This window comes from Pseudomonas sp. R3.Fl, assembly GCF_023516765.1.
Taxonomy (GTDB): Bacteria; Pseudomonadota; Gammaproteobacteria; order Pseudomonadales; family Pseudomonadaceae; genus Pseudomonas; species Pseudomonas citronellolis.
The window spans coordinates 374,717-393,078 of sequence record NZ_JAMGSO010000001.1; the positions used below are offsets into that span (position 1 = coordinate 374,717).

Annotated in this window: 13 protein-coding genes and 1 pseudogene; 11 read left to right on the forward strand and 3 right to left on the reverse strand. The window is 71.3% G+C overall.

The window, feature by feature from the left end; all coding sequences use genetic code 11:
* Nucleotides 1–13: 13 nt before the first annotated feature.
* From M8R19_RS01350 to M8R19_RS01390, 9 genes and pseudogenes are all read left to right on the forward strand, one after another.
* Nucleotides 14–1,675, forward strand: a complete 1,662-nt coding sequence (locus M8R19_RS01350; RefSeq protein ID WP_249916789.1) for a WS/DGAT/MGAT family O-acyltransferase — start codon at nt 14–16, stop codon at nt 1,673–1,675.
* Between the two features lie 89 nt (nt 1,676–1,764).
* Nucleotides 1,765–3,120 carry an MFS transporter gene (locus M8R19_RS01355; protein WP_249916790.1) on the forward strand — a complete coding sequence of 452 codons (1,356 nt, stop codon included), beginning with the start codon at nt 1,765–1,767 and terminating at the stop codon, nt 3,118–3,120.
* 20 nt (nt 3,121–3,140) lie between these two features.
* Entirely contained in the window at nt 3,141–4,259 is a 1,119-nt protein-coding gene (locus M8R19_RS01360; RefSeq protein WP_249916791.1) for a M14 family metallopeptidase, read from the forward strand.
* Nucleotides 4,256–5,692, forward strand: coding sequence for an amidase (locus M8R19_RS01365; protein ID WP_249916792.1), 1,437 nt, complete (start codon nt 4,256–4,258; stop codon nt 5,690–5,692). Before M8R19_RS01360 ends, M8R19_RS01365 begins: the two co-directional genes overlap by 4 nt.
* 56 nt (nt 5,693–5,748) lie before the next feature.
* Nucleotides 5,749–8,325, forward strand: a complete 2,577-nt coding sequence (locus M8R19_RS33120) for a LuxR C-terminal-related transcriptional regulator (RefSeq protein WP_283939436.1) — start codon at nt 5,749–5,751, stop codon at nt 8,323–8,325.
* A 719-nt stretch (nt 8,326–9,044) separates the two neighbouring features.
* The gene (locus M8R19_RS01380) at nt 9,045–9,992 is read left to right on the forward strand and encodes an alpha/beta hydrolase family protein (RefSeq protein ID WP_249916793.1); all 948 of its coding nucleotides are present in this window, start codon (nt 9,045–9,047) and stop codon (nt 9,990–9,992) included.
* A gap of 151 nt (nt 9,993–10,143) precedes the next feature.
* Nucleotides 10,144–10,953 (forward strand): annotated as a pseudogene (locus M8R19_RS33360) (MCP four helix bundle domain-containing protein); the annotation flags it as partial.
* Between the two features lie 144 nt (nt 10,954–11,097).
* Entirely contained in the window at nt 11,098–11,811 is a 714-nt protein-coding gene (locus tag M8R19_RS33365; protein ID WP_502943056.1) for a methyl-accepting chemotaxis protein, read from the forward strand.
* Nucleotides 11,812–12,233: 422 nt separating this feature from the next.
* Entirely contained in the window at nt 12,234–12,404 is a 171-nt protein-coding gene (locus M8R19_RS01390; RefSeq protein WP_009622326.1) for a hypothetical protein, read from the forward strand.
* Here M8R19_RS01390 and M8R19_RS01395 read toward each other — a convergent pair.
* Entirely contained in the window at nt 12,380–13,612 is a 1,233-nt protein-coding gene (locus M8R19_RS01395; protein ID WP_502943057.1) for a CynX/NimT family MFS transporter, read from the reverse strand. The genes M8R19_RS01390 and M8R19_RS01395 overlap by 25 nt on opposite strands.
* Entirely contained in the window at nt 13,591–14,046 is a 456-nt protein-coding gene (locus M8R19_RS01400; RefSeq protein ID WP_249916796.1) for a nucleoside deaminase, read from the reverse strand. Before M8R19_RS01400 ends, M8R19_RS01395 begins: the two co-directional genes overlap by 22 nt.
* Before the next feature lie 114 nt (nt 14,047–14,160).
* Here M8R19_RS01400 and M8R19_RS01405 point away from each other — a divergent pair, with 114 nt between their 5' ends.
* Complete coding sequence (locus M8R19_RS01405; protein WP_249916797.1) at nt 14,161–15,024, forward strand: LysR family transcriptional regulator; 864 nt, start codon at nt 14,161–14,163, stop codon at nt 15,022–15,024.
* On the opposite strand, the gene M8R19_RS01410 is transcribed toward M8R19_RS01405, so the two are convergent.
* Nucleotides 15,008–17,074 carry a putative bifunctional diguanylate cyclase/phosphodiesterase gene (locus M8R19_RS01410; RefSeq protein WP_249916798.1) on the reverse strand — a complete coding sequence of 689 codons (2,067 nt, stop codon included), beginning with the start codon at nt 17,072–17,074 and terminating at the stop codon, nt 15,008–15,010. The two genes, M8R19_RS01405 and M8R19_RS01410, sit on opposite strands and share 17 nt — an antisense overlap.
* A gap of 163 nt (nt 17,075–17,237) precedes the next feature.
* On the opposite strand from M8R19_RS01410, the gene M8R19_RS01415 reads away from it, so the two are divergent.
* On the forward strand, nt 17,238–18,335 hold the full coding sequence (locus M8R19_RS01415) for an FUSC family protein (protein ID WP_249916799.1): 1,098 nt from the start codon (nt 17,238–17,240) through the stop codon (nt 18,333–18,335).
* The last annotated feature ends 27 nt before the right edge of the window (nt 18,336–18,362 follow it).

The following is an 18,362-nucleotide window of genomic DNA, read 5'->3' on the forward strand; positions in this document are numbered from 1 at the left end:
GGTTGGTGATGCGATGAAACATTTGAGCGGGATGGACGCCATATTCCTGCACATGGAATCGGCCGAGATGCCTACGCACATCGGTTCGCTGCATGTGCTGCAACTCCCCGAGGGCCATGACGGCGACTTCTTCGAGGAGGTCAAGCAGTACCTGACCGGGCGCCTGCACCTGGCCACGGTCTTCACCCGCAAGCTGGCGTTCATGCCCTTCGACCTGTCCGACCCGGTGTGGGTGGAGGACGAGCAGCTGGACCTGGAACACCACATCCGCCACATCACCCTGTCCAAGCCCGGCAGCAATCGCCAGCTGCAGCAGGCCGTGGCGCGCAGCCACGCCAGCCTGCTCGACCGCAGCCGGCCGCTGTGGGAAGTCACCATCATCGACGGCCTGCGCAGCGGCGAAGTGGCGCTGTACGCCAAGGTCCACCACGCCAACGTCGACGGCCAGGCCGGCATCGAGCTGGTCCGCGCGCTGTTCGACGATGTGCCCAGCGGCCGCGTCGTCCCGCCGGCGCCGCCCAGGCTGCGGCGCAACCAGTACCAGCTCGGCGTCGCCGAACTGGCCGGGGCGGCCATCGGCAACGCCGGGCGCCAGTACGTCAAGCTGGCGAAGATGCTGCCGGACATGCTCCGCGCCGGGCGCAGCCTGCTGCCGGTGATCGGCGACGGCAACCTGCGCAACTGGCGCAGCCTCGATCCGCGCAAGCTGCTGGCCCCGCGCACCCCGCTGAACGTGGCCATCACCAACCAGCGCAGCTTCGCCGGGCGCACCGTGCCCCTGGCCGAGATCAAGGACATGGCGCGCCAGTTGGACGTGAGCTTCAACGACGTGGTCATGGCCACTGTCTCCGGCGCCCTGCGCCGCTACCTCAAGGCCAGCGGCGAGCTGCCGGAGAAACCCCTGACCGCCGCCGCGCCGGTGAGCCTGCGCGCCCCCGGCGACGACACCGCCAATAACCAGGTGAGCATGCTGGTGGTCGACCTGGCCACCGACGAGGCCGACCCGCTGCAGCGCCTGCAGCGCATCAACGCCTCCTCGACGCAGCGCAAGGCGGCGATGAACAAGTTCCGCTCGGCCATCCCCATGGACTTCCCGATCTTCGCCGCGCCCTGGCTGCTCTCCGGCATGGCCGCCATGTACGGCCGCTCGCGCCTGGCCAACTGGATGCCGCCGCCGGCCAACCTGGTGATCTCCAACGTCACCGGCATCCCCGCCCAGCTGTACTTCGCCGGGGCCAAGGTGCTGTGCTACTACCCGGTGTCCATCCCCTCCCACGGCATGGCGCTGAACGTCACCGTGACCAGCTACCACGACCGCCTGGACTACGGTCTGATCGCCTGCCGCCGGGCCCTGCCGGACCTCAACGACCTGGGCGACCACCTGCTGGCCGAACACCGCCGCCTGCTCGAACTGGCGCGCAACAAGGCCGCCGCGGCGGCGCAGGGCAAGGGCGGCGACAAGCCCGCCAGCCAGAAGCACACCGCCGCCAAGGCCGTCGCCAGCAAGCAGGGCGAAGCCGCGGATAAACCGGCAGCCAAGGCCAGGAACCCCGCCAAGGCGCTGCCCAAGGCCCGGCCGGCGGCCCCGCCGCGACGCAAGGTGAACGGCGCCGCGGCGCAACAGCCCAGCCCCGCGCCGCAGCCGGCAGCGGCCGAAGCCACACAGGTCCAGTGATCCCGGCGCCGGCCCGCCGCGCGGCGGCCCCACAAGGGCCCCGTGGCGGCGGCCGGTAACCCGCGGTAGACCCCACCCCGGAGCCTCGCATGTCCACAGTCATCAGCGCCCCCGCCGCGGCACAGGCCGCCCTGGCGCCCCAGGGCGACGCCGAAGCCGTCTACGGCAAGATCACCCGCCGCCTCATTCCCTTCCTGTTCATCTGCTACCTGCTGAACTTCATCGACCGCGCCAACATCGGCTTCGCCCAGTTGCAGATGAAGAGCTCGCTGGGCTTCAGCGACGCCGTCTACGGCCTCGGCGCGGCCATGTTCTTCGTCGGCTACGTGCTCTTCGAAGTGCCCAGCAACATGCTCCTGCAGCGCATCGGCGCGCGCCTGACCATCATGCGCATCATGCTGCTCTGGGGCCTGGCCTCCAGCGCCACCCTGCTGGTCACCACGCCCACCCAGTTCTACGTCGTGCGCTTCCTGCTCGGGGTGTTCGAGGCCGGCTTCTTCCCCGGCATCGTCCTCTACCTCACCTTCTGGTACCCGCCGCAGCGCCGCGCCCGGGTGCTGGCGTTCTTCTGCATGGCCCAGGTGGCCGCGGCCTTCATCACCAGCCCGGTGTCGGGCTGGATCCTGAAGAACCTGCACGGCGCCCATGGCTGGGAAGGCTGGCAGTGGATGTTCTTCATCGAGGGCATGCCCACGGTGCTGCTCGGCCTGCTGGTGCTGTGGCTGCTGCCCAACGGCCCGCAGGACGCCAAGTGGCTGACCCCGGACGAGCGCGAACTGGTGCGCCAGGGCGTGCAGGGCACCACCGGCGCCGACGTCGACGGCGGCGGCCATGGCAAGGGCGCACTCGCCGCGGCGCTGCGCGACCCACGGGTCTACCTGCTGGCCTTCGGCGCCTTCGTCTCCGGCTGCGCCGGCTACTTCCTGGCCTTCTGGACGCCGACCATCATCCGCGAGCTGGGCGTGGCCGACCTGCAGCTGGTCGGCCTCTACGCGGTCATTCCCAACGTCTTCGCGCTGTTCGCCATGTTCTGGTACGGCCGCCGCTCCGACCGCCGCGACGAACAGCGCCTGCACTGGGCCTGGGCCTTCGTCGCCGCCGCCGCCGGCTTCCTGCTGCTGGCCTGGGCCATCGGCAACGGCAGCCTGGCCTGGACGCTGGTCGCCATCACCACCGGCGGCTCGGCCCTGGTGGCGGCCACCCCGGTGTTCTGGGCCATGGTCACCCGCTACCTGGCGCGCGAACGCGCCGCCGTCGGCATCGCCCTGGTCAACACCCTGGCCAGCGTCGCCGGCATCAGCCCGGCCGTGGTCGGCGCCATCAAGACCCGCACCGGCAGCCTGGACGACGCCATCTACCTGCTCTGCGCGCTGTTCGTGATCGCCGCCGTGGCCATGGCCCTGGGCATGCGCAAGGCCCTGGCGACATCGCAGCAGCCGGCTTGAAGCGGCCCCGAGGAATAGACATGTCATCGCCAATCCACGCACCCGCCTGCTTCGCCCAGAGCTACGCCCAGGCCCGCGGGCTGTTCCTCGCCGCCGCCCGCGCCGCCGGGCTCGACGTGCACAGCCACGCCCACCCCCTGCCGGGGCGCGACGGCGAGCCGCTGGCCACCGACGTGGCGCGCTTCGGCGCCGCCGACGCCGAGGCGCTGCTCATCCTCAGCAGCGCCTGCCATGGGGTCGAGGGCTTCTGCGGCTCCGGCGTGCAGAACGCCCTGCTCGCCGATGCCGAATTCCACCGCCGGGCCGCGGCCGCGGGCGTCGCCGTGCTGTACGTCCACGGCCTCAACCCCTGGGGCTTCTCCTGGTGGCGCCGCTGGACCCACGAGAACGTCGACCTGAACCGCAACTTCCAGGACTTCGACGCCGCCCCGGCGCTGCCCGCCAACCCCGGCTACGACGCCCTGGCCCAGGCCCTGGTGCCGGACACCTGGCCGGCGCCGGAGGCTGACGCGGTGCTCTACGCCTACCTCGCCGAGCATGGCCCGCGAGCCATCCAGCGGGCCATCAGCGGCGGCCAGTACAGCCACCCCGAAGGCCTGTTCTACGGCGGCGCCGCGCCGACCTGGAGCAACCTCACCCTGCGCGCGATACTGGCCGAACACGCCAGCCGCTGCGCGCGCCTGGGCTGGATCGACCTGCACACCGCGCTCGGCCCCTGCGGCCATGGCGAGCGCATCGCCCACGCCCGCCCCGGCGACTCCGCGGGCCTGGCCCGGGCCCGCGCCTGGTGGGGCGAGCAGGTGACCTCGCTGTACGGGGACGACTGCGTCTCCGCCGAGCTGGCCGGCAACATGTGGCACCTGGCCTACCAGGCCTGCCCGCAGGCCGAATACACCGGCATCGGCCTGGAATACGGTACCGTGCCCTCGGAAGAGGTGCTGATGGCGCTGCGCGGCGACCAGTGGCTGAGCCGCCACCCCGAGGCCGACGCCGGCACCCGCGAAGCCATCAAGCGCCGCCTGCGCGACGCCTTCTACGTCGACACCGACCACTGGAAGGAACGCATCGTCGAACAGGCGCTGGATGCCGCCCACCAGGCGCTCGACGGCCTGGCCGCCCGCACAGGAGCCCCCGCATGAACGATTCGCTGCACCTGCTCGACGCCACCGCCCAGGCCCAACTGGTCTACCGCGGCGAAGTCACCCCGCTGGAGCTGGTGGACGCCGCCATCGCCCGCATCGAAGCGCACGACCCGGCGCTCAACTCGGTGATCTGGCGCCAGTTCGAACTGGCCCGCGAGCGCGCCCGCGGCCCGCTGCCCGGCGGCCCCTTCCGCGGCGTGCCCTTCCTGCTCAAGGACCTGGCCGGCGGCGCCGAGAGCGGCCAGCCGCTGTCCTACGGCAGCCGCCTGGGCCTGGGCAACCGCGCCGATCACGACACCGAGCTGGTGCGCCGCTACCGCGCCGCGGGGCTGATCACCGTCGGGCGCAGCAACACCCCGGAATTCGGCATCACCCCCACCACCGAGCCGGCGGCCTTCGGCCCCTGCCTCAACCCCTGGAACCTCGGCCTCTCCGCCGGCGGCTCCAGCGGCGGGGCCGCCGCGGCGGTGGCCGCGCGCCTGGTGCCCATGGCCCACGCCAGCGACATCGGCGGCTCCATCCGCATTCCCGCCTCGGCCTGCGGGGTGTTCGGCCTCAAGCCCAGCCGCGGGCGCAACCCGGTCGGCCCCAAGATCGGCGAAGGCACCGGCGGCCTGCCCGCCGAGCACTGCTGCTCGATCTCGGTACGCGACAGCGCCGCCCTGCTCGACGCCACCTCGGCGCCGGACTACGGCGCGCCCTACGTGGCCCCGTCCAAGGCCCGCCCCTACCTGCAGGAAGTCGACGCACCGCACCGCCGCCTGCGCATCGGCCTGCTGCGCACGCCGCTCACCGGCGTCGCGGTGCACCCCGACTGCCTCGCCGCGCTGGAATCGGCCGCCCTGCTCTGCCGCGGCCTGGGCCACGAGGTCAACGACGAGGCGCCGACGGTGAGCGACATGCCCGCCGTCGGCCAGGCCTTCGCCCGGCTCTTCGTGGTGTCCGCGGCGCTGCACCTGCGCAGCCTGGAACAACAGGTGGGCCGCCAGGCCGGCGAGCACGACATCGAGCCGCTGACCCGCGCGGTGGTCGGCCTGGCCGGCCAGGTCAGCGCCACCGACTACGTGCTGGCCCAGCGCACCCTGCAACGCATGACGCGGGAGATCGCCGCCTTCCACGAGCACTACGACCTGATCCTCAGCCCGACCATGGCCTGCCCGCCGAGCGCCATCGGCGAACTGGCCTTCCGCGAAGGCGAAACCCTGGAAGCCTTCTTCGCCCGTTCAGGCCCCTTCGCCGCCTTCACCTCCGTGTACAACGCCACCGGCCAGCCGGCCATGAGCGTGCCGCTGCACTGGACCGCCGGCGGCACGCCCATCGGCGTGCAGTTCGCCGCGCGCCTGGGCGACGAAGGCACCCTCTTCCGTCTCGCCGCCGAGCTAGAACGCGCCCGCCCCTGGGCCTCGCGCCTGCCGCCGCTGCGCGGCTGAGCCGGCAGCACATCCGCATCAGCGCCCCGGCAGCCCCGGGGCCAGGAGTTCCGCAGATGAATTCGCACCCCAACCTCCACGCCATCGCCAGCCGCCCTGCCCCACGCGCCCTCAGCGGCGCGCTGCCGCTGCTGCCGGCCCGCCACGTCGCGCGGCCGCGCCTGCTGCAGCGCCTGCTCGGCGGGCGCCAGCGGGTGAACCTGCTGCACGCCCCCGCCGGCTTCGGCAAGAGCGTGCTGCTCAACGAATGCGCGCGCCAGGCCGGCCCGCGCGGCCGCGTCGCCTGGCTGGACCTGCGCGGCCGGCCGCTGCAGGAGGGCGACTTCCTCAGCCGCCTGGCCATAGTGCTGGACCTGGACCCCAGCGCGCGGAACTGGCAGGAAGACCTGCAGCGCCTGCTGGAGGGCAGCGCGCAGCCACTGTGGATCGTGCTCGACGACTACCCGCGGCAGAGCGATGCGCGGCTGGACGCCTGCGTGGCCCGCCTGCTGGAGACCAGCGCCATCGACATCCGCTGGTGGATCGGCTCGCGCCGCCGCCCGGACTGGAACCTGCCGCGCCTGCTGCTGCAGGGCGAACTGCTGGAACTCGACGCCGGCGAGCTGGCCCTGGACCACGACGAACTGGAGCACCTGCTGCGCAAGCAGCAGGCCGAAGCGAGCGACAGCGACAGCGTCGACCTGCTGAACCGCAGCGCCGGCTGGCCGGCACTGCTCGGCCTGCTCGCCCTGCAGGGCCGCCTGCGCTGGCCCGAGGCCGGCGGCGGCCTGCTGCACGACTACCTGCGCCGCGAGGTGCTCGCCCCGCTGCCGGCGCAGCTGCGCGGAGCCTTGCGCATACTCAGCCACCTGCCCCGCTTCAAGGCCGGCCTGTGCCGGCATCTGGGCTCGGTCGGTGAGGCGGCCTTCGCCCAGCTCGGCCAGTTGCAGCTGCTCCGGCGCCTGGACGAGAACGCGGGCTGGTTCGCCGTCTGGCCGCCGCTCGCCGAGCTGCTGCGCCAGGAGCAGGACGACGCGCCGCCCACCGACGCCCTGCTCGAAGCCAGCCAGTGGTTCGCCGAGCACGGCGACCTGCGCCAGGCCACCCAGCTGGCCCTGGCCGCCGGCTCCATCGAACGCGCCGTGGCGCTGCTGCAGGACGCCAACAGCGACCAGATGATGGTCGAGCACAGCGCCGTGCAGCTGCTGCGCTGGCGCGACGAACTGCCCGCCGGCCTGCTGCAGTCCAGCCCCAAGCTGATCCTCCTGGAGACCTGGGCGCTGATCATCTGCGCCCGCCTGGACGAGGCCATGGATTGCCTGCAGGCGCTGGAGCGCTTCCTGCCGCGGCCGGACGCCCACCGCCAGCGGCTCAGCCTGGCGCACTACCAGGCCATCCTCGGCGTGCTGCAACGCCAGTTCGCCCTGCCCGATGCGCGGCGCAACTGCAGCGACGCCCTGGAGCACCTGGAGGAGCACTACTGGGGCCAGCACATCCTCTGCCACCAGGCCCTGGCCCAGCAGGCCATGGTCGAAGGCGACCTGACCGCCGCGCGGCAGCACTGCCAGGCCGGCCTGCGCCTGTCGCGCCGGCACGCCAGCCTGTGCTTCGAGGCCCTGCTCAGCGTCGAGCACATCCACCTGCTGGCCCTTTCCGGCGAGCACCACCACGCCTTGGACTACGCCGAGCAGATGCTCGCCGAGCTGCGCAAGGGCACCCACGGCGGCCCCATGAGCGCCCGCCTGCACGTGCTGCGCGGCGAACTGCTGACCCTGCGCGGCGAGGACGTCGCCGCCGAAGCCGCGCTCCAGCAGGGCCTGCGCGAGGCCGAGGAATGCCAGGACGCCTACCTGCTCTATGCCTACCACGCGCTGATCAGCCTGACCTGCGAGCGCGGCGAGGTGGAGCGCGCCCACCAGCTGCTGCTGGCCGCCGAGCGGCGCATGCAGCGCCTGTGCATCCCCGAGATCCGCTACCGCGAAGTGCTGCGCCTGGCCCGCGCCCGCCTGTGGCTGGCCAGCGGCGAACCGGCCAAGGCACGCGACGAGCTGTTCGGCGTGCTCGCCGAGCTGCGCCTCAACCCACTGCTGGCGCCCACCGGCTTCTACGACCTGCAGTACCGCGTGCGCCTGCTGCTGGCCCAGGCCCATGGCGAGCTGGGCGAAACCACCCGCGCCAGCCAGGAACTGCTGGCCCTGCAGCGCGATTGCCAGCGCCTGGGCCTGCGCAGCCTGGCCTGCGAAAGCCAGCTGCGCCTGGCCGAAGCCCTGCACGGCCTGGACCCGGCCGCCGCCGAGGAACACCTGCGCGAAGCCCTGCAGGACTGCCGCCGGCTGTCCCTGCTGCGCCCCCTGGCAAGGCTGCAGCGCAAGGACGCCAGCTGGTCGCGGCAACTGCTGGCGCAACTGCCCACGGCCCCCCAGGCCCAGCCCACAGCGACCACCGCCCCGGCGCCGACGGAAATGCTCAGCCAGCGCGAACTGGAAGTGCTGGAACTGATCGCCCAGGGCTGCTCCAACCAGGAAATCGCCGAGCAGCTGGAGATCTCGCTGCACACGGTGAAAACCCATGCCCGGCGCATCAACATCAAGCTGGAGGTGGAAAGACGCACCCAGGCGGTGGCAAGGGCCAAAGCGAGTGGGTTGTTGGCTTGATGGGGGGGGCTTGGTGGGTGTTTTTCCTGGGGTATCGGTGTACTGGGGCGAGTCCGCTCCCTCTCCCTAACCCTCTCCCTGAAGGGAGAGGGGACCGTTCGGCGTGCGTTGGTGTTTCGGCGTTAGCCGGCTAGCACAGAGATTGCCGGTTGAAACCAGGCCTTCTCTCGGCACTGACTAGCCCCTCTCCCTTCAGGGAGAGGGCTGGGGAGAGGGAACGGCATCAACCCAAAACACCACAGCCACCGGCCAACTCCCATCGCGGACAAAGTCCGCTCCATTGTTTTCTGGGTTCCCGCGTTCGCGGGAATGACGGGGTAAGAATGGTGTTTTCCGACGTCATTCCCGCGAACGCGGGAACCCAATAAACCGTTACCCCCACGGCACAGCCAGGCACGGCCTCTCGTAGGAGCGAGCTTGCTCGCGAACAGCCCCCGCAGCGAGGCCCATTCGCGAGCAAGCTCGCTCCTACGAAGAGCCCCGCCCCCTCTGCTCCGTTTTTTCCCATCCCACCTGAACCTACCCCCCAACCCCGCCCCAGCGCACACTGCCAACCGGATCAGCGGGGCCAACCTCCCCTCTGCCGATCTGCAGCCTCCGCCGCCCCAACCCCGGTCGCACCCGGATGGGTGCGGCGGTCTTTTTTCCCGCAACTGTACTGGTGGCGCCCCGTCGCCCGGCGCTAGAGTGCCTGCTGCGCAACGGGAAAAGAGAACGCCATGGGCCAGCCACTGACCTTCGACGCCACCGACGGCTACCCGCTCCAGGGCCGCCTCTGGCGCCATGCCGAAGCGGCGGCGCAGCCGCGGCCGCTGGTGATCGTCAACCCGGCCACCTCGGTGCGCAGCGATTACTACGCACGCTTCGCCGACTACCTGCACGGCCAGGGCTTCGACGTGCTCTGCTACGACTACCGCGGCATCGGCGGCTCGCGCCCGGCCTCGCTGCGCGGCTTCTCCGCCAGTTGGCTGGACTGGGGCCGCCTGGACTTCGAAGGCGCCCTGCAATGGGCCCTTGCCAACGCCCCGCAGCAACCCATCCAGGTGGTGGCGCACAGCGTCGGCGGCTTCCTCGTCGGCCTGGCCCCTTCCAACCACCTCATCCAGCGCGTGTTCAGCATGGGCGCGCAGTTCGCCCACTGGCGCGACTACGACCCGCAGCGGCGCCTGCGCATGCTGCTCAAGTGGCACCTGGCGATGCCGGTGCTCAGCGGCCTGTTCGGCTACTTCCCGGCCAAGCGCCTGGGCTGGATGGAAGACACGCCCCACGGCGTGGTGCGCGACTGGACGCACCGCGCCCCGCGCTTCGAGGACGCCTACCGGCGCGGCCCGCGGGCCATGCCGGCGGAGGAACGCAAGCGCCTGGCCGAAGGCTTCGCCGGGCTGCGCGGCGACACCCTGGCCCTGAGCGTCACCGACGACGAATTCGGCACCGACCCGGCCATCCAGCGCCTGCTCGACTACTACCGCAACAGCCGCTGCCTGCACCTGCGCCTGCCGCCCCGGGCCATGGGCTTCGCCGGCATCGGCCACTTCGCCTTCTTCCACAGCCGCTTCCAGGACAGCCTCTGGCCCATCGCCCTGCGCTGGCTGCGCGACGGCGAGCTGGACGACAGCCTCGCCGCCTACCTGGTGCACCCGGCCCGGCGCCATCCGACGCCTGCCTGACAGCGAAATTCCCCAGGCAAATCAAGGCACTGCCCGACCGAAGGCAGTGATATCCCTTGGCCATTACACAAGACTGTCACATGGCTTTCATATGCTCTGCGCGTCCGAAACCCGCTCGCCAGAGCATCACAGCAGTCCGTGGTAGCCCGTGATGAAGACACTCCAAGCCCTCCTCGGTCGATTCGCCCGCTGGGAGCCCCTGCGGCGCCTGCGCATCGGCCAGCGTACCCTGCTCTGCTTCCTCTTCAGCGCGGTGCTGCTGGGAGGCGTCGGCGCCTATTGCCTGTACCAGATGGCGGCCATCCGCGCCCAGGGCGAGGCCATCGACAGCGACCAGCTGCCGAGCATCGCCCTGGCTGACAGCATCGCCCTCAACCTCGCCCAGCTGCGCGTGCGCTCCATGCAGCAGGTGGCCAACCCCGATCCCATGGTGCGCAGCGGCAACAAGGTGATCATCGAGCAGTTGGCCCTGGACATCGAACAGGAATTCCGCGCCTACCAGGCGCTGATCAGCGACGACACCGAGCGCGGCGCCATCGAGGCGCTGCACCAGGCCTTCGGCCAGTTCATCCAGACCATCCGCGACGAACAGCAACTGCTGGAGCAGCAGAAGCTGGACGAGGCGCGCACCCTGCTGATCGCCAACATCGACCAGCAGGGCGAAGCCATCGACACCCAGGTGCAGCTGCTACGCGAGCTCAACCGCCAGGCCGCGGACAGCGCCACCAGCGCGGCCGCCAGCGCCTACGCCCAGGCCCTGCGCATCGTCTGGGCGGCCCTGGGCGGCGCCCTGCTGGTCACCCTGCTGCTGGCCTGGCGCCTGACGCGCAGCCTGGTGCGGCCGCTGGCCGAGGCGCTGCAGGTGGCCGAGCGCATCGCCGGCGGCGACCTCAGCCAGGGCGTGCACAGCCGCGGCCGCGACGAGGCGGCGCAGTTGCTGGAGCGCCTGGGGCGCATGCGCGACAACCTGCAGGGCACCATCCGCCAGATCGGCGAGGCCGCCGAACAGCTGGCCACCTCCAGCGAGCAGATGAGCATGGTGATGGACGAAGGCAGCCGCGGCCTGCACCAGCAGCACGGCGAGATCGACAACGTCAGCCGCGCCATGAGCCAGATGAGCGCGGCGGTGGGCGACGTCGCCGAGCACGCGCAGAGCACCGCCGCGGTGGCCCGGCGCTCCAACGACGAGGCCCTGGACGGCCAGCAGCAGCTGGCCACCACCCTGGGTTCGCTGCGCGAGCTGGGCGAAGGCGTGCGCCACGCGGCGCAGCAGGCCCAGGGCCTGGCCGAGCAGACGCTGAACATCAGCAAGGTGCTGGACGTGATCCGTAACGTCGCCGAGCAGACCAACCTGCTGGCGCTCAACGCCGCCATCGAGGCGGCCCGCGCCGGCGAGGCCGGGCGCGGCTTCTCGGTGGTAGCCGACGAGGTGCGCGCGCTGGCCAAGCGCACCGGCGACTCCACCCGCGAGATCGAACAGCTGATCGGCGCCATCCAGCAAGGCACCGGGCGCACGGTCGAGGCGCTGCAGCAAAGCGCAGAGCAGGCCGAGCACACCCAGGGCCAGGCCAGCGCCGCCGACCGCGCCCTGGCGCAGATCATCGAGGCCGCGCGCAGCATCGACGAGCGCAACCGGCGCATCGCCGAATCGGTGGAACACCAGGCCGCCATGGCCCGCGACATCGAGACCAACCTGGGCAACATCCGCGACCTGTCCAACCAGAGCGCCGCCGGCTCGCAGCAGACCAGCAGCGCCAGCCACGAACTGTCGCGCCTGGCCGTGGACCTCAGCGGCCTGGTGCAGCACTTCCGCCTGTAGAAACGACTACAAGCTGCGCCGACCTGCTCTTCGTAGGAGCGAGCTTGCTCGCGAACGGGGTTTACCGGTTGCGCTGGTGTTGGGTATGAGAGCGCCCTCTCCCCAGCCCTCTCCCTTCAGGGCGGGGCGCGCAGCCGAGGGTTAGGGAGAGGGAGCGGAGCCAGCCGAACACGCCGAAGTCACCGGTACCGTCCGTTCGCGAGCAAGCTCGCTCCTACGAGAAGCGCCTCGGCGCGGTCGGCAAGACTCTTGCGCCTGGGGTATGCCCATCTGTAGGAGCGCGCCCTGCGCGCGAATCGCGGGCAGGGCCCGCTCCTACAGGAAGACCACGTGCCATGACGCCGGATTTGCCCCGGATCAACCCCTTTCGAGCCGCAGCTGGCCTAGACTTGTTCCAACGACACAATGGATAAGGCCCACCCATGGATTCCTTCGGCGTCACCCTCGCAGTCATCATCTTCGGCATGTTCATGCTCGGCATCGGCTTCACCATCCGCGAGCGGGGCGCGGGCGTGCTGCTCATGTGGGTCGGCGTGCTGAGCATGCTGTCGATCATCACCTACCGCATCTACCTCGCCACCTCGGCGGTCTGAGCGCCGCGCCAGCCGTGCATCGCCCGGGCATAGCCGGCCGGGGCGAAGCGCAGGGTCACCCCCAGCATCAGCAGCACCGACAGTGCCAGCAGCGTCCAGGAGGCCTGGAAGCTGCCGGTGGCGTCGCGCAGCCAGCCGGTGACGTAGGGAATGATCCCGGTGATGATGAAGCCGATGCCCTGCACGAAGGCCGCCAGGCTGCCCGCCGGGCCGGGTTCGGCCAGGTGGTCGAGGGTCAGCGTCAGGCTCAGCGCGAAGCAGGCGCCCAGGCCGTAGCCGATCAGCGCCACCCAGGCCGCCGGCAGCGCCAGGGGCGACAGCAGCAGGCCGGCGAAGCCGCCGAGCTGGATCAGCAGGCACAGGCACAGCCAGGGCCGGCGGTCCGCCGAGCCGCGGCTCAGGGCCGGCATGCTCAGTGCGCCGAGCACCTGGAAGAGGGTCATCAGGCCGATCAGCTGGCCGCTGCCCTGGGCGCTCCAGCCCAGTTGCCGGTAGAACATCGGCAGCCAGGCCACCATGCTGGTGTAGCCGCCGTTGATCAGCCCGAAGTACAGCGCCAGCAGCCAGGCCCGGCGGCTGCCGAAGAAGTGTTCGCCACGCCGCGCCACGCTGGGCACCGCCGCCTCGCGCGGGCGCACCAGGGCCCACAGCGCCAAGCCCAGCACCGCCAGCGCCACCCAGGCGCCCAGGCCCAGCTGCCAGTGCCCGGAGCCACCGGCCAGCACCGGCGCCAGTACCGCGGCGGTGCCGCCGCCGGCCATCAGCGAGGCCGAGTACAGGCCCATGGCCGCCGGCACCCGCTGCGGGAACCAGCGCTTGACCACCCCCGGCACCAGGGCCTGGATGATCGCCACGCCGGTGCCGGCCAGCACCGCGCTGGCGATCAGCGCCAGGCCGCTGTCCAGCAGCAGGCGCCAGGCGCAGGCCACGGCGATGGCCAGCAGCCCGGCGAGCATGCCGCGGCTCTCGCCCAGGCGCGGGCCCACCCAGGGCAGCGCCAGGGCGAACAGGCCCATGCACAGCACCGGCAGCACCGTCAGCAGCGACGCGCCCTGGAAGCCCAGGCCGGTGGCCTGGCGGATTTCCGCGAGCAAGGGGCCGATGGAAGTGAGGATCGGCCGCAGGTTGATGCCCAGCGCGACTATGACCAGCAGGCCGATCCAGCCGACCCGCGCCTTGTCGCCGCTCACGCCTGGTGCTCCCGCCAGAAGCCGTAGAGCCCCTCCTCGTCTTCCGGGCGCAGCGGCTTGAGCGGCAGCGCCTGCCACTCCACCGGCTGCGCCATCTGCGCGTACACCGCCGCGGTGGACAGCCCGTAGAGCTCGCCGTCGGCGTTGGAATAGGCGTAGTAGGCGGCGCTGACGCCGCTCAGGTGCATGGCCGCCAGGCACATCGGGCACGGGTGGCCGCTGGCGTAGATCACGCAGCCATCCAGGCGCGGGCTGCCCAGGGCGCGGCCGGCCTCGCGCATGGCCAGCAGTTCGGCGTGGGCGGTGGGGTCGTGCTCCAGGTGGATGCCGTTGGCGGCGCGGGCGAGCACCTCGCCGTCGCGCACCAGCACGGCGCCGAACGGACGGCCGCCGGCCTCGACGTTGGCCCGCGCCAGGGCCAGGGCTTCGCGCATGAATGCCAGGTGTTGCATGGGGAATCCTCTTCAGCGGGGCCCGTGCGGCGCCCCTTTCGTCGAAAGGGATTATCCCGGCATGGCCTTCCATGGTGAAATTAAATGGAAAAATGACTTCCAGTGGATTTCCAAATGCTAGACCCGACCCTGCTGCGCAGCTTCGTCATGGTGGTGGACGCCGGCAACTTCACCCGCGCCGGCGAGTGGCTGCACCTCACCCAGTCCACCGTCAGCCAGCAGATCCTGCGCCTGGAGGAACAGCTCGGCTGCCGCCTGCTGGAACGCGGCCGCCGCCAGGTGCTGCCCACCGAGGCCGGCGAGCGCCTGCTGGGCTATGCCCGGCGCATCCTCCAGCTCGGCGAGGAGGCCCGCGCCGCCCTCGGCGAGGAACACAGCGAGGGCGTGCTGCGCCTGGGCATGCCCGAGGACTTCGCCGGCGAGCGCATGATGCCGCTGCTGGCGGCCTTCGCCACGCAGCGCCCGCGCCTGCGCCTGGAGGTCTCCAGCGGCCTCAGCCACGAGCTGCTGCGCCAGTACCGCAACGGCGAACTGGACCTAGCCCTGGTCAAGCAATGGGGCGCCGACAGCGACTGCCTGGCGCGCTGGCCCGAGCCGCTGTGCTGGCTGGACAGCGCCGCCAACCCGGCGGCCGCCCGCGAGCCGCTGCCACTGGTGGCCTTCCCGCTCGGCGCGCTGTACCGCCAGGAGATGATCCACGCCCTGGAGGCCCAGGGCCGGCGCTGGCGCATCGCCTACGGCAGCGCTGCCCTGGCCAGCCTGTCGGCGGCGGTGGCCGCGGGCCTGGGCGTCAGCCTGCTGCCACAGCGCTGCCGGCTGCCGGCGCACCGGGTGCTCACCGCCGCCGAGGGCTTCGCGGAAATCACCGGCCTGGAACTGGCGCTCTACGCCCGCGCCGACCTGCCCAGCGCCGGCCGCAGCCTGTGCGAGCAACTGCGCGAGCTGTGCGCGCAGCTCAGCCTCACACCGGCTGGGTGAGACGGCCCAGGAACTGCTCGGCCGGGCACGGCTGGCCGAGCAGGTAGCCCTGCAGCGAGTCGCAGCCCAGGCGGGTGAGGAAGTCCTGCTGGCGCGGCGTCTCCACGCCCTCGGCGACGATGCGCAGGTCCAGCGCCTGGCCCAGCGCGACTATGGCCGAGACGATCGCCGCATCGTCGCTGTCCTGCTCCAGGTCGCGGACGAAACCGCGGTCGATCTTCAGCTCGTTGGCCGGCAGGCGCTTGAGGTAGAGCAGGCTGGAATAGCCGGTGCCGAAGTCGTCGATGGACAGGTCCACGCCCATGTCGGCCAGCTGGCGGAGGATCGCTAGGCTGTTGTCGGCATCGCGCATGGCGGTGGTCTCGGTGATCTCCAGGGTCAGGCAGTTGGCCGGCAGCGAATGCCGGCGCAGGGTCGCGGCGACGTTCTCCACCAGCGCGGCATGGCAGAACTGCAGCGCCGAGAGGTTCACCGCCACGCGCCAGTCGGTGTAGCCCTGCGCGTACCACTGGCGCATCTGCCGGCAGGCCTCGTCCAGCACCCACTCGCCGATGGGGATGATCAGCCCGGTGCGCTCGGCCAGGGCGATGAAGGCGTCGGGCATCAGCAGGCCGCGCTGCGGGTGCTGCCAGCGCAGCAGCGCCTCGGCGCCGACCAGGCGCTGGCTGGCGGCGTCGAACTTGGGCTGGTAGTGCAGCACGAACTGGCGCAGCTCCAGGGCCGCGCGCAGGTCCTGGAGCATCTGCAGGTGGTTGCGCGCGTTGGTGTTCATCGACTGCTCGAAGAAGCTGTAGGCGTTCTTGCCGCTGCCCTTGGCGTGGTACATGGCGGCGTCGGCGTTCATCAGCAGTTCCTGCTGGGTGGCGCCATTGCCCGGGTAGAGGGCGATGCCGATGCTGCCGGAGATGCGCAGCTCCTGATCGTTGACGTGGAACGCCTCGGCCAGCAGGCCGATCTGCTGCCCGGCCAGGCTCGCGGCGTCCTCCGGCGCCTTCAGCTCGACCAGCAGGACGAACTCGTCGCCGCCGATGCGCGCCAGGGTGTCCTCGCCGCGCAGGCTCTCGCGCAGGCGCCGGGCCACGGCCTGCAGCAGCTGGTCGCCGATGTGGTGGCCGAAGGCGTCGTTGACCGGCTTGAAGCCGTCCAGGTCGAGGAACATCAGCGCGAAGCAGCCGCCGTGGCGCTGCACCTTGGCGATCAGCTGGCCGATGCGGTCCTCCAGCAGCAGGCGGTTGGGCAGGCGCGTCAGGTTGTCGTGCAGGGCCAGTTGGGTGAGTTCCTGGTTGGCCTGCGCCAGGGAGTCGGTGAGCTGCGCGGTGCGCGCCTCCAGGCGGGCGTCGAGCACCGAGGTGAGCAGCGCGATGGCGAGGATGGCCAGGGTCACGAGGATCACCAGCAGCGCCAGCCAGCCGTTGTCCAGCCCGGCCGGCGCGGCGCCGCAGAAGCTGCCCAGGGGGAAGCGCGCGGCGGCCATGCCGGTGTAGTGCATGCCGACGATGGCCAGGCCCATCAACAGCGCCGCGCCGCCGCGCACCAGGCGCACGTATGGGGTGTTGCGGCGCAGGCGGAAGGCGATCCACAGCGCCGCGCCCGAGGCGACGCCGGCGACCACCAGGGACAGGCCGAACAGCAGCGGGTCGTAGTCGATGCCCGGCTGCATGAGCATGGCGTACATGCCCAGGTAGTGCATGCCGGCGATGCCGCAGCCCATCACCAGGGCGCCAGCCAGCAACTGCCAGGTGGGCAGCTGCCGCTGGCCGACCAGGGCCAGGGCGAAGCCGGAGCTGAGCACCGCCAGGGCCAGCGACAGTAGCGTCAGGCTCAGGTCGTAGCCCAGCGGGATGGGCAGGCTGAAGGCGAGCATGCCGATGAAGTGCATCGACCACACGCCGATGCCCATGGCCACGGCGCCGCCGCCGATCCACAGCCAGGCGCTGGCGCCCCGGGCCCTGGCGATGCGCCCGGCGAGATCGAGGGCGGTGTAGGAGGCCAGAACGGCGACGAAGAGGGAAATCAGCACCAGCGCGAGGTCGTAGCGGCCTGTCAGCATGTCGAATCTCTGCAGCGCGGCCCGTGGCGCGCGCAAAAGCGCAGATTCTAGCCAAGCGCCGGCACCTTCAACCAGATGCATTTCGGTTGCGGGGCGCCGCCGGGTTTGCCGCTCGTCGGCCACAGCACCTAAGCTGAGCGGGTTCACTCCACGAGGAGCCCCCTTGGCGAACATCCTGCAATCCCTGGCCCTGCCCTGGCGCCGCCTGGCCAACCCCTACACGCGCTACCGCTACGCCGCCTGGATCCACTGCGTGCGCGTCGGCCTGGCGCTGCTGGCCTCCATCCTGCTGACCACCGGCGTCGACATCCCCCACGGCCTCTGGGCCTCGGTCACGGTGCTGGTGGTGATGGGCGGGCTGGTGCACCAGGGCACCATCCGCGGCAAGTCCCGCGACCGTATCCTGGGCACCCTGCTGGGCGCCGCCGTGGGCCTGGCGATCATCCTGGTGCACAACCTCAGCGGCTCCAACGTGCTGGTCTACCTGCTGATGTCGCTGGCCGGCGCCATCGCCGCCTTCTACGCCATCCGCCGCCCCGGCTACGTGGCGCTACTGGCGGGCATCACCATGTGCACGGTGGCCGGGCATGGCGACAACAGCATGACCGAGGGCCTCTGGCGCATGCTCAACGTGCTGATCGGCGTGGCCCTGGCGCTGGTCTTCGCGCAGATCTACCCGCTGCGCGCGGTGTACGTCTGGCGCTACCTGCTGTCGGACAACCTGCGCGCCTGCGCCCGCCTGTTCGGCCAGCTGAGCAGCAACGCCGACCTGCGCGCCGAGCACTTCGCCAGCCAGCTGGAGGAACTGGACCAGCGCCTGGTGGCCTCCCGCGCGCACCTGGCGCCGGTGGCGCGGGAAACCGGCATGCCGCTGCGCGAGCTGGAACTGATCCAGCGCGCCCACCGGGCCATCATGGGCACCCTGGAATCGCTGCTCGCCTCGCGCCAGTTCGCCGCCCAGGCCGGCGACATCGCCCCGCCGCCCGCCGACCTGGAACCCATGCGCCAGGCCATCGGCCGCCTGCTGCTGCAATCGGCCCACGCCCTGAAGTTCAGCCGCACCTCGCGCCTGGTGCAGGAATGCCAAGGCAGCGGCCACCTGCCGCCGCGCCCGCAGAGCCTCACCGGCTCCTTCGAGGTGCAGGGCTTCTACTGGCTGACCCTGCGCCTGTACGAGCAGGTGGAACAGCTCTCCGCACAACTGGCCGGCAGCGCCGCGCACTGGAACATCCAGAGCCGCGACCGGGCGCCGGCGCGGTGAGCCTTCGGGCGCCCACTGCGGTGTCGG

Excerpts from the sequence above, each read along its gene's own strand:
- M8R19_RS01350 (WP_249916789.1), top strand. The coding sequence starts at position 14 with ATGAAACATTTGAGCGGGATGGACGCCATATTCCTGCACATGGAATCG.
- M8R19_RS01355 (WP_249916790.1), top strand. The coding sequence starts at position 1,765 with ATGTCCACAGTCATCAGCGCCCCCGCCGCGGCACAGGCCGCCCTGGCG.
- M8R19_RS01360 (WP_249916791.1), top strand. The coding sequence starts at position 3,141 with ATGTCATCGCCAATCCACGCACCCGCCTGCTTCGCCCAGAGCTACGCC.
- M8R19_RS01365 (WP_249916792.1), top strand. The coding sequence starts at position 4,256 with ATGAACGATTCGCTGCACCTGCTCGACGCCACCGCCCAGGCCCAACTG.
- M8R19_RS33120 (WP_283939436.1), top strand. The coding sequence starts at position 5,749 with ATGAATTCGCACCCCAACCTCCACGCCATCGCCAGCCGCCCTGCCCCA.
- M8R19_RS01380 (WP_249916793.1), top strand. The coding sequence starts at position 9,045 with ATGGGCCAGCCACTGACCTTCGACGCCACCGACGGCTACCCGCTCCAG.
- M8R19_RS33365 (WP_502943056.1), top strand. The coding sequence starts at position 11,098 with ATGAGCCAGATGAGCGCGGCGGTGGGCGACGTCGCCGAGCACGCGCAG.
- M8R19_RS01390 (WP_009622326.1), top strand. The coding sequence starts at position 12,234 with ATGGATTCCTTCGGCGTCACCCTCGCAGTCATCATCTTCGGCATGTTC.
- M8R19_RS01400 (WP_249916796.1), bottom strand. The coding sequence starts at position 14,046 with ATGCAACACCTGGCATTCATGCGCGAAGCCCTGGCCCTGGCGCGGGCC.
- M8R19_RS01405 (WP_249916797.1), top strand. The coding sequence starts at position 14,161 with ATGCTAGACCCGACCCTGCTGCGCAGCTTCGTCATGGTGGTGGACGCC.
- M8R19_RS01410 (WP_249916798.1), bottom strand. The coding sequence starts at position 17,074 with ATGCTGACAGGCCGCTACGACCTCGCGCTGGTGCTGATTTCCCTCTTC.